Genomic DNA, 12,449 nt, shown 5'->3' with positions numbered 1-12,449 from the left:
ATAAGATGAAGCTTTTGCGCTAATAGGCTGATCCACTGTACGGATTGGCAATGTCCACATGAGAGAATTCAAGCTCGTCAAATTTGATACTTGTTGTTTAAGTGCGTATAAGGAATAAATTATAATTCGATATATACCTGACATTAAGTGCTAGATGGTATATCATATCAGCAAGCTGTGTAAAAAGATATTACATCTGCATTTTCTCTATCGCGGTGCTCAACCAGTCATAGACTAGTTATTAATATTGTAATGAATGATGTTGGATGACATAGGGTTTAATGCTGTATCTGCTGCGGAAACGAACAATGGTTTTATGTACGTCGTTGTCTATGCTTATGACGGCATAAAAATTGAGATCTTGCTCATGCCTTTAAGCAACAGCATCTTTTATAGGGTCTTGTTAGATTGAACAACTCATGTAGTGAGTAACTTAACATATCTGCATAAAACGTATTGCTCATACAATCATTTACTTTTCAAAACTAGAAACAATACGCAACAAGCGTGTTGGAATACGACCATATATGCAATTTGCTTTTCAAACATTTTCGAGCTCTTTAAACTACAGTCCTTATGATTAATCAGCTTAGTCAAAAGCAGGCGAATCACGACGAGCAAATAAAAGCTTGACTATACAACAAGGAAACGTAAAATATACCATCCGTGCCGATAGGGATATGCTATATCGGTTGCGTTCTTTAACAACTTATCAGATAATCTTTGCGAGCACACGCAAGACAATACTAGAATTAAAATTCTTACTTAGAATTCTAATTCTAGTAAGCGACAAGGCTGAGTAGGTAGTTAATGTCGCATGGTCATGGCAGAATTCACCCTCTAAGGTCGTGTCTTTTACAAAATGAAATACAGATATGTCATAATAGACATACACAGGAAAGATCTTTCAGGCTCATACTCGTAATTCAGACTAAAGTCTGAATCTCACAAGCGTTAAGTGATGTGTTTGTACGGATTATATGATAGCTGTTACTGAGTAAAGCAGTCGACGGCGCCTATGTACGGTTTCGTGTCCCCTTCGTCTAGTGGCCTAGGACACCGCCCTTTCATGGCGGTAACAGGGGTTCAAACCCCCTAGGGGACGCCACTTTGTTTGTTATTTCAGAGCACGTTGGTTAAAGCGTGCTGCGAAATATCGCTCTTTAACAATCCGGAACAAGCTTGAGAATTTTATTCATGAGTCTCTCAAATAAAATAAGCAACCCGAGATAGCGCATAAACATTATCGTAATCTGCAAGGACTACGGTAGGCGTGGGGTGAAGTACCCGTAACGTGGCAAAGCGCACGTTACACAGACCCACAGTGAACTTCTGTCCACTGTTAAGTACTGTGTAACGCAATTATAACAGCGTCCAGCCAACCGAAAAACAGCAAACATCTCAGGGTTGTGGGGTTAAGTGACTAAGCGTACACGGTGGATGCCTAGGCAGTCAGAGGCGATGAAGGACGTGCTAATCTGCGAAAAGCGCCGGGGAGCTGACATGAAGCGTTATCAGCCGGCGATGTCCGAATGGGGAAACCCGATGCAATTTTTTGCATCATCGTCAAGTGAATCCATAGTTTGACGAAGCAAACCAGGGGAACTGAAACATCTAAGTACCTTGAGGAAAAGAAATCAATCGAGATTCCCCCAGTAGCGGCGAGCGAACGGGGAACAGCCCAGAGCTACCATCAGCTTGCGCATCAGGAGAACGATCTGGAAAGACCGGCGGCAGAGGGTGATAGCCCCGTATCCGAAGGTGCGCTTGTTGTGAGTTCAACGAGTAGGTCGGGACACGTGTTATCCTGTCTGAAGATGGGGGGACCATCCTCCAAGGCTAAATACTACTGACTGACCGATAGCGAACTAGTACCGTGAGGGAAAGGCGAAAAGAACCCCGGCGAGGGGAGTGAAATAGAACCTGAAACCGTGTACGTACAAGCAGTGGGAGCATCCTTATGGATGTGACTGCGTACCTTTTGTATAATGGGTCAGCGACTTATATTCTGTAGCAAGGTTAACCGTTATAGGGGAGCCGCAGGGAAACCGAGTCTTAACTGGGCGTTGAGTTGCAGAATATAGACCCGAAACCCGGTGATCTAGCCATGGGCAGGTTGAAAGTTGGGTAACACTAACTGAAGGACCGAACCGACTAATGTTGAAAAATTAGCGGATGACTTGTGGCTAGGGGTGAAAGGCCAATCAAACCGGGAGATAGCTGGTTCTCCTCGAAAACTATTTAGGTAGTGCCTCGTGAATCATCTACGGGGGTAGAGCGCTGTTTCGGCTAGGGATCCATCCCGGATACCAATCCCGATGCAAACTGCGAATACCGTAGAATGTTATCACGGGAGACACACGGCGGGTGCTAACGTCCGTCGTGAAGAGGGAAACAACCCAGACCGCCAGCTAAGGTCCCCAAGTCATGGTTAAGTGGGAAACGATGTGGGAAGGCCTAGACAGCCAGGATGTTGGCTTAGAAGCAGCCATCATTTAAAGAAAGCGTAATAGCTCACTGGTCGAGTCGGCCTGCGCGGAAGATGTAACGGGGCTAAACCATGCACCGAAGCTGCGGCAGCGGCACGTATCGGTTTTGTGATATGTCCGTTGGGTAGAGGAGCGTTCTGTAAGCCTGCGAAGGCAGCCTGTGAGGGCTGCTGGAGGTATCAGAAGTGCGAATGCTGACATGAGTAACGATAAAGCGGGTGAAAAACCCGCTCGCCGAAAGACCAAGGGTTCCTGTTCAACGTTAATCGGAGCAGGGTAAGTCGACCTCTAAGGCGAGGCCGAAAGGCGTAGTCGATGGGAAACAGGTTAATATTCCTGTACTAGGTGTGACTGCGAAGGGGGGACGGAGAAAGCTAGGTTCGCCGGGCGACGGTTGTCCCGGTTCAAGCGTGTAGGTGGCAAAGCAGGAAAATCCGCTCTTTTGCAACACTGAGGCGTGATAACGAGCCACCACGGTGGTGAAGGAATTAATGCTACGCTTCCAGGAAAAGCCTCTAAGCTCCAGGTCATATCGAATCGTACCCTAAACCGACACAGGTGGTCAGGTAGAGCATACCAAGGCGCTTGAGAGAACTCGGGTGAAGGAACTAGGCAAAATGGTGCCGTAACTTCGGGAGAAGGCACGCTGGCACGTAAGTAAAGGGACTTGCTCTCTGAGCTGAAGCCAGTCGCAGATACCAGCTGGCTGCAACTGTTTATTAAAAACACAGCACTGTGCAAACACGAAAGTGGACGTATACGGTGTGACGCCTGCCCGGTGCCGGAAGGTTAATTGATGGGGTTATCCGTAAGGAAAAGCTCTTGATCGAAGCCCCGGTAAACGGCGGCCGTAACTATAACGGTCCTAAGGTAGCGAAATTCCTTGTCGGGTAAGTTCCGACCTGCACGAATGGCGTAATGATGGCCAGACTGTCTCCACCCGAGACTCAGTGAAATTGAACTCGCCGTGAAGATGCGGCGTACCCGCGGTAAGACGGAAAGACCCCGTGAACCTTTACTATAGCTTGACACTGAACATTGAGCCTTGATGTGTAGCATAGGTGGGAAGCTTAGAAGTGTGGACGCTAGTCTGCATGGAGCTAGCCGTGAAATACCACCCTTTAATGTTTAATGTTCTCACTCAGGCCCGTTATCCGGGCCGAGAACAGTGTCTGGTGGGTAGTTTGACTGGGGCGGTCTCCTCCCAAAGTGTAACGGAGGAGCACGAAGGTTAGCTAATCACGGTCGGACATCGTGAGGTTAGTGCAAAGGCACAAGCTAGCTTGACTGCGAGAGTGACGGCTCGAGCAGGTGCGAAAGCAGGTCTTAGTGATCCGGTGGTTCTGTATGGATAGGCCATCGCTCAACGGATAAAAGGTACTCCGGGGATAACAGGCTAATACCGCCCAAGAGTTCATATCGACGGCGGTGTTTGGCACCTCGATGTCGGCTCATCACATCCTGGGGCTGAAGTAGGTCCCAAGGGTATGGCTGTTCGCCATTTAAAGTGGTACGCGAGCTGGGTTTAGAACGTCGTGAGACAGTTCGGTCCCTATCTGCCGTGGGCGCTGGAAGATTGAGAGGGGCTGCTCCTAGTACGAGAGGACCGGAGTGGACGCACCACTGGTGTTCGGGTTGTCATGCCAATGGCATTGACCGGTAGCTATGTGCGGAAGAGATAATCGCTGAAAGCATCTAAGCGAGAAACTTGCCTCAAGATGAGTCTTCCCTGAGGCTTAAAGCCTCCTGAAGGAACGTTAAAGACGATGACGTTAATAGGTCGGATGTGTAAGCGCTGCGAGGCGTTGAGCTAACCGATGCTAATGATCCGTGAGACTTAACCTCACAACACCTGAGCTGTTTGAAGGCGTGCAACGAGAGAGAAAGCGAAAATTCTGGAAAGATCAATCCCTTAGGGTTGGAGCATGATACAGATAGTATGAGACAATATTAGCGAAGTTCCGGATAAGACTAAACAGTCACGTAAGAACAGTCTGCATGGCGCAAGCGGTGCGGAAAATAAATTTGCCTGGTGGCACTAGCGCGGTGGCCCCACCTGATTCCATACCGAACTCAGAAGTGAAACGCCGTAGCGCCGATGGTAGTGTGGGGTTTCCCCATGCGAGAGTAGGGAACTACCAGGCATTATTATATAAATAGATAGCGCGAGCTTCGGTATATATTGGTTAGAAGTCTGACCTTGCTTAGGTTAATCTGGCGTATATAGTGATTCGCTGGTGCGGTAGTTCAGTTGGTTAGAATACCGGCCTGTCACGCCGGGGGTCGCGGGTTCAAGTCCCGTCCGCACCGCCATTTAGTAACAAACCTGAATCAATGTTCAGGTTTTCCTGGTATCGAGCAAGTCTCTGTCTCTGACTTAAAAACGATCAAACGTTACAATGTAGATGCTGCAGTCGTTTTTGCTGTTAAAAAGATTTACTATGGTTTTATGTATAACAAGGTAAGCTTATTTTGGTTAATTTAATTCACCTTGATCGAGTCTGTGAAGCTAACACATTCCCCATGGCTTGGGAGCTTTGATCGTGATTTTTATGTCTGCATAAGTAGTAAAAAATCACAACCGGGAATATAATGAAAACAACAACCGAACACCCTCTTCTTAGCCGAGCCGAAAAATTGTGCGAACAGCGCAATGTTCGTCTGACACCGCAACGACTAGAAGTTCTACGGCTGATGTCTCAAGAAAACGGTGCGATAAGTGCTTATGATTTGCTAGATTTATTGCGTCAATCTGAACCACAGGCGAAACCCACGACCATTTATCGTGCGCTGGATTTTTTGCTTGAGCAAGGTTTTGTTCATCGCGTCGAGTCCACCAATAGCTTTGTGCTATGCCATCATTTTTCTGAGTTATCCCATGCCTCCGTTTTCTTTATCTGCGACCGCTGTGGTCAAGTGACAGAGCAAATAGCACAAGGCATAGATGAAATTTTACAGCATATGGCGTCGTCCGACGATTTTACTCTCTCCCATAATGTGGTAGAGGCGCATGGTTTTTGTCCAAAATGTAGCGAAGTGAAAGCATGCCAATATCCTAACGTCTGTACACATGACCACAAAGTAATAAAAAATACTAAAAGCCTATCGTTATGAGTTAAAAACAGGCGCTAGTTGTGCTTTTGTAGAAAAAAATGGGAGAAAGCAGCCATACACATTATGGAAAAGAATACATGCTAGATAAACAACCGTGATAGCAGATGCATGTCTGTTGTCCCTCTTGTGATTGTCATCCCTGATGACTGATCTAATCAGCGCCAGCTTTATATAAATAACCAGCACCTGGCTGGCTCTTCGCTAAAGGCCAACTATGGATGTTTCTGATTTGCTCAACAACCTAAACGACAAACAACTAGAAGCTGTAGCGGCGCCGCGCGGTAATTTGTTAGTTCTGGCCGGTGCTGGAAGTGGAAAAACACGAGTACTGGTGCACCGTATCGCCTGGCTGCTATCGGTGAAAAAATGCTCACCTTATTCGATAATGGCAGTCACTTTTACTAACAAAGCGGCGGCTGAAATACGCCATCGTATCGAACATCTGATGGGCTCTAGCCAGAGCGGCATGTGGATCGGTACCTTTCATGGGTTGGCTCATCGCTTATTGCGTGTCCACTATCAGGACGCTAATCTGCCGCAGGATTTTCAGATACTTGATAGTGAAGATCAACTGCGCTTGTTAAAGCGCATTATCCGTGCCATGAATCTGGATGAAAAACAGTGGCCATCGCGCCAGGCAATGTGGTGTATTAGAGACAAAAAAGACAAGGGACTTCGTCCGCAGTATGCGGAAAGTTACAGCAATCCGGTTGAGGCGACCTGGCAACGCATCTATCTGTCCTATCAGGAAGCATGTGACCGCGCCGGGCTAGTAGATTTCGCTGAGCTGTTGCTGCGTTCTCATGAATTGTGGTTGAACAAGCTGCATATTTTATGTTACTATCGCCAACGTTTTACCAATGTCCTTGTGGATGAATTCCAGGATACTAACCAAATCCAATACGCTTGGCTTCGCATGCTCGCCGGCGATAATGGTAATGTGATGATCGTCGGAGACGATGATCAGGCGATTTATGGCTGGCGTGGAGCACAGATAAAAAATATTCAGCGTTTTCTGGATGATTTTCCCGGCGCGCAGACCATTCTATTGGAACAAAATTATCGTTCCACCAGCAATATCTTACAAGCCGCTAATACCCTTATTTCCCATAACGATGGCCGGCTAGGGAAAAATCTGTGGACCGAAGTCGCTTCAGGCGAACCGATCACTCTTTATTGTGCCTTTAACGAAGCGGATGAAGCGCGCTTTGTGGTTCATCGCATCAAGGTGGGTCAGGAGCAGGGTCGGGCGCTCAAGGACTTCGCCATCCTCTATCGTAACAACACTCAGTCGCGCGTGCTGGAAGAGGCGTTGCTGCAAACTGGGTTGCCTTATAGAATTTATGGCGGTGTGCGTTTTTTCGAGCGTCAAGAAATCAAGGATGCGATCGCTTATTTGCGCCTTATCGCTAATCGCAGCGACGACGTTGCCTATGAGCGAGTGGTCAATACGCCTACGCGTGGCCTTGGAGATCGTACCCTAGATAGGGTACGACAAGTCGCCTGTAACCGTCAGATTACGCTGTGGCAATCGAGTCGAGCTCTACTCGCAGAGCGCGTGCTAGTCGGTCGCGCTGCCGGCGCTCTACAACGGTTTTTAGAGCTGATTGATACACTGGAAAAAGAGACAGCGGGGCTATCATTGTGTGTGCAAACCGATCAAGTGATAAAAAAGTCCGGCCTATGGTGCATGTATGAACAGGAAAAAAGCGAAAAAAATCAAGTGCGTATCGAGAACTTGAAAGAATTGGTCACTGCTACCCGTCAGTTTAGTCATAACGATAACGATAAAGAGTCAGATTTTCTGCCGTTGCAAGCGTTCTTATCTCACGCCGCACTGGAGGCTGGTGAAGGCCAGGTCAACACCTATCAGGATGCAGTGCATCTAATGACGCTGCATGCCGCCAAAGGATTAGAATTTTCTCAAGTGTTTATTGTTGGTATGGAAGAAGGCATTTTCCCCAGCCAGATGTCGCTAGACGACGATGAGCGTTTGGAGGAAGAACGCCGTCTGGCGTATGTCGGCGTTACCCGTGCGATAGATAAGCTAACCATTACTTATGCGAAAACCCGCTGGCTATACGGAAAAGAAGTTTCCCACCGACCATCGCGTTTCGTTAGCGAACTGCCGACAGCTTGTGTTGAAGAACTACAACTGCGTTCAAATGTAACCCGCCTGACTAGCCGACTACACATTAGTGTACCTTTAAACGAAAAGGATTTTACCCTTGGACAGCGAGTGCGTCATCCAAAATTTGGCGAGGGTACGGTAGTTAATCTAGAGGGAAGCGGTAAACATATCCGTCTGCAAATTGCATTTCAAGGCCAGGTTTTTAAATGGTTAGTGGCGGATTACGCCCGACTGGAAACCATTTGACCAGCTGACATGCGTCATGCTTTCTTTTGTACAAAAACTGGATAAACGATTTTTTATTTACAGCCTTTTCTCGGCGTGTACGCAATTGTTAGAGCGTCTACTCTTTCGCAGCTCTCGCTCTTTAGTAGTCTGCACTTAGCAAAATTCCTTACTTCATATTTCTCTGCTCCAATGCGTTGTTTACTGTGAAGGAAAGGAAACGATGCTTAACATTTTCACTTGGAAAACCATCGTTTATCGCGTCTTGACGCTGATTAATAAGACGCGATACACCTAAGGTGCGCTGCAGGTCTATCTTATCGAGTCTGTCCATTCTTTTTTTATGCCGATGATGACGATCATGCGGCAACGCCGCCGTGTATTTGCTATCTTAGATAGTTGGTTTTACAGTCTATGCGAATGTGAACCGTCGGCATTTCGACTGTAACCGCTACTGGATACATTCAAACAAAATCAAGCAATTTGCAGATAAAATTGAAAATATTTATAGTGACTTAGAAACGTTAAGTCTAGTCATCATGAATGGACATTAGCAATGAATATTATAATACGCTCTCCATGCTCTCTGAGCTTAAAGCAAGTGTAAGAGGTGCTACGTAGAGAGTCGTTGCTTCCCATAACGAATTTTTATTCAAAAATTGAACTATTTTGGTGCAGACGGCAAAATCGGTGATTTTTCTATCGCCGATCTTAGTTTCATCCAGTTAGTGTATCGTACTTGTATTTAATTCATACATAGCCAGGCTACCTGCGGCAAGAAACGCCGAAACCTAGATAAATATACTTTCATTGAATAAAACCTATGCTATGTAATAGCCTTTGTGCATTGTTCGATCAAAAGCAATTATATACCCCTAATGGGGCAGAGTTCTATTTTATATTTCTGGTCGATACTCTTTAGATGCTGTTGTTGCAAGATTTCCGCCTAAATCACACAAATGTTAGTGATTCTTTTTAGGGAAATACATAATAGGAAAGTGTATGAACAGTTCGAAACTGAATGTTTGAAACCCTTTGCAAATAACGCTTCCAGCAGCGTGCTATTGCTTCAGATGCCTCTACGACGATCGAAAACCAATGCAATCAGTCCGACTAGTGGCGTTACAATCCATAGCGGCCAGGAGCCGGTACGGGCGTAGGGGGTCATCCCCTTCGTCGGGGTTACTCGAATATTGAGGACGTCTCGAGTAAATTGCGGCAATTGCGCTTGCGGCGTTCCGTCGGCGTTAATAACCGCAGTAATGCCGTTATTAGTACTACGCAGTAGTGGCCGTCCAAGCTCCAGGGCACGCATGCGCGCCATTTGGAAGTGCTGCCATGGGCCAATAGAATGCCCGAACCAAGCGTCGTTTGACACTGTTAGCAGGAAGTCGGTATCGGGGAGGAAATTATCCCGCACTTGACTACCTAAAATAATCTCATAACAGATGATAGCAGTGAGTTTCATACCGGCCACTTGTAGCTGTGGTTGTAAATAATTCCCCTGATTGAGTGATGACATCGGCAGATTGAATAACGGTGCTAGCGGCCGTAGTAAAGATGCCAACGGCACGGTCTCACCAAAAGGTACTAAATGATGCTTGTTGTAGCGATTTTTAGAGAGATATCGATAGGGTGTGGGTTCACCCAACACAATAATGCTGTTGTAGTAATCGTAACTGTGTAAGGTAGGCCGCGCGTCGATAATACCGGTAATTAACCGGGTATGTCTTCGTCTGAGCTGTTCATCAAACCGAGTCAAAAAGGCATTTTGGGCAATTTCATTATCAGGTATAGCCGATTCTGGCCAGATAACCATCTGCGCCTCATTAAGCGTTGACAGAGTGAGCTGTGAATAAATATCCAGCGTCGGTGCCACTTGATTCGTCTCCCATTTCATCGACTGAGTAATATTACCTTGCACTAATGCAACGTTAATGGCCCGCTCTGGCTGTGGCTGATACCAATATAGTGAATGCGGAAGTAAGCATGGCAGCAACAGCAGCGCTAGCGCGGCAACAGCCGGCAATAGGCGCCGCCGCGCTAGCCCATAGACCGCCACCCCGCTTATCATCATTAGCATGAACGTGATCCCTTGTACGCCGAAGAGGGGCGCAATGCCTTTTAATGGGCCGTCTATTTGACTATAGCCGAATCCTAGCCAAGGAAAGCCGGTCAGTACCCATCCGCGTAAAAATTCAGTGACCGACCACAGAACCGGTGAGCCAAGCGATAACCGCCATAGATTGGTACGTGGCCATAGCTTTGCTAGAAAGACGGAGAACAGCATGGGATAAAGCGCCAGATAGGTGATAAGCACCACCACCAGCGCCACATTGACTAAGCTAGGCAAACCACCGAACTGAGCGATGCTGACGTAAAGCCAATTGATACCGGTGCCGAACAGACCGAAGCCCCATATAAAGCCCAACCGGCCGACTTGCCACCAGGTGTTGCAATGAAGCGTTACAGCTAGCAAGCCACCCAGCGAAACTATACCAGCAGGCCAGAAATCGTAAGGTGAAAATGCTAAAGTACCGCAGGCACCAGTAATAAGCGCTAGCAGTGCGCGGAAGCGATAGCATATAGACAACAAAATGATAGTCATGGAGGGATAAATCTTCCATGATAAGATACGGTGATTTTTCAGATATTATAACGTAATCATACGTTGACTATTGGCTACTTGCCACATTATAGCAACGTTTGGCACAGAATGCTTTCAGCATACCGTTTGCTTTCCGTCGGCACTACGGACCCGCCAAGCGCAGAATTTTCTCATGGATCTTATCTTCGCTGATTTAGCATGAGGTATAAGACCTTTTAAAACTGAATCGTTGCTCATAACGTTTAGTCAGTTTTACTTTCTAAAGACTGTCGCATAAGTTAAAGAAAAGCATAAATTATTTTTTAAGCACAATACATGAAAGATAGCCATCTGCTTTAGGTTTCGTTAGATAGTATAATTCGCCTCTTTATCCGCAAGATATGGATTTTGGTAACCGAGCTTTTGCATTATCCCGATTTCTAGCGTTTCCATTTTTAGGGCTGTTTTATCATGGATATGATCATGTCCTAACAAATGCAACGCACCGTGAATAACCATATGTGCCCAGTGGGCTTCTAGCGTTTTCTCTTGTTGCTGTGCTTCACGCTCCACTACCTGACGACAAATTAATAAATCACCCAGAAACGGCAGTGCCACTTCCGGTGGTGCTTGAAAAGGAAAGGAAAGTACATTGGTGGGACGATTTTTTTTGCGGTAAATCATATTAAACTTCTGGCTCTCTGCTTCGTCTACAAGGCGTATAGTGATCTCCGAATAGTCGAGAAACAGCGGTAGTACGCTTTGCAGCCAGCGCAAAAAAACCATCTTTGTAGGCAAACCATGTGTTTTATCGCAGGCTAACTGCAGGTCAAGTATAACGTTGCTCATGCATCAGTCTCACTAGACTCACTAAAAATAATAAACTTTGACAGGACAGTATTTTGTCCCAAGCGCTCTCGTTTGCGTTTTTGAATAGACACGCTCCTGCGTATCGTGTCTTTGAAATTTCACGTCTGCCAGCGCTTTTATCATGTGATATGAATCACCTTACCGGTGATAATCGCGTTGATATTAGAACCGATGCGGGTCTGGAATAAGCGAAACGAGCATCTATATATTAATAGATATGATTAAATAATTTTATTATGTGTCGATTTTAATCTTAAAAAGCAACTGTATAACTGATTAAGTACAATAGGACTATATAAACAGGCCACGCATAAGTTATGTAAGTCTATGTTATATTGTAGTAAAGTGTGATGTAAAGCTGTACCTGCAGGTTGTGTTTATAACACGTTATAACTCCTGTTCGTTATCGAGGCACTTAACCGGATATACAAAAACTGCTTTTTAATGTAGTAATAAATGGTTGTGAACGCAATGATGCTGAGTATTATTACATTAACCTCAATACTATTCTAGTATATGTAAACATTATGACAAAGTAACTTTTCAATATCCGCTGTAAAACAGATAAACAATGATCTTATGTGCATAGATGATTCTTGCTAACTACTTATGCTAATGATCACACAAGCAAACAAGCACTGTCGAAGCGAGACATATACAGATGCTATAAAATTATTAATACTATTAAATAAATTTAACAAAGTCCTGTTGAACTCTACTAGTTATGTTGTAAGTAAATATACTCAGAAGATAGAACAACATCGTTTAAATTTACGTACTGACATTAAATGTTTGTGTAAAACTATTTGTTTTTTAAAATTAAAAAACAATACATGGTAAAATTGTTAAATGATATAACACACCATTATCATTAAGTATGAGTCAAGACTGCGATGAGCAAAGATAATGTTAACCTCTAAAATATGTATTTTAAAAAATAAATATATAGAATATCAATAATATTGAATCACAACTGCGTTCATAAAATGCCAATAAAAAAGACGTTTGATAAATCATTTTATCTACCTGACAA

Annotated in this window: 4 protein-coding genes, 2 tRNA genes and 2 rRNA genes; 6 read left to right on the top strand and 2 right to left on the bottom strand. The window is 45.2% G+C overall.

Going from position 1 to position 12,449, the window contains the following annotated elements; all coding sequences use genetic code 11:
- The first annotated feature begins 1,032 nt into the window (after nt 1-1,032).
- From A4A68_RS01910 to uvrD, 6 genes are all read left to right on the top strand, one after another.
- Nucleotides 1,033-1,108, top strand: a tRNA-Glu gene (locus tag A4A68_RS01910).
- A gap of 305 nt (nt 1,109-1,413) precedes the next feature.
- Nucleotides 1,414-4,334: ribosomal RNA gene (locus A4A68_RS01905) — 23S ribosomal RNA — on the top strand.
- A 183-nt stretch (nt 4,335-4,517) separates the two neighbouring features.
- A 5S ribosomal RNA gene (gene rrf / locus A4A68_RS01900) occupies nt 4,518-4,633 on the top strand.
- A gap of 92 nt (nt 4,634-4,725) precedes the next feature.
- Nucleotides 4,726-4,802: transfer RNA gene (locus A4A68_RS01895), tRNA-Asp, on the top strand.
- Nucleotides 4,803-5,081: 279 nt separating this feature from the next.
- Entirely contained in the window at nt 5,082-5,603 is a 522-nt protein-coding gene (zur, locus tag A4A68_RS01890) for a zinc uptake transcriptional repressor Zur (RefSeq protein WP_067565953.1), read from the top strand.
- 214 nt (nt 5,604-5,817) lie between these two features.
- Entirely contained in the window at nt 5,818-7,980 is a 2,163-nt protein-coding gene (gene uvrD, locus A4A68_RS01885) for a DNA helicase II (RefSeq protein WP_067565950.1), read from the top strand.
- 1,048 nt (nt 7,981-9,028) lie between these two features.
- Here the strand turns inward: uvrD and lnt are convergent.
- Nucleotides 9,029-10,567: an apolipoprotein N-acyltransferase gene (lnt, locus tag A4A68_RS01880; RefSeq protein WP_067565947.1), complete on the bottom strand. Its 1,539-nt coding sequence runs from the start codon at nt 10,565-10,567 to the stop codon at nt 9,029-9,031.
- A 345-nt stretch (nt 10,568-10,912) separates the two neighbouring features.
- Nucleotides 10,913-11,395, bottom strand: a complete 483-nt coding sequence (ybeY, locus tag A4A68_RS01875; RefSeq protein WP_067565945.1) for an rRNA maturation RNase YbeY — start codon at nt 11,393-11,395, stop codon at nt 10,913-10,915.
- Nucleotides 11,396-12,449 lie beyond the last annotated feature (1,054 nt).

Source organism: Candidatus Doolittlea endobia, from assembly GCF_900039485.1.
GTDB lineage: Bacteria > Pseudomonadota > Gammaproteobacteria > Enterobacterales > Enterobacteriaceae > Doolittlea > Doolittlea endobia.
The sequence above is the reverse complement of the archived record's forward strand: the minus strand, read 5'-3'. Positions and strand labels throughout refer to the sequence as shown.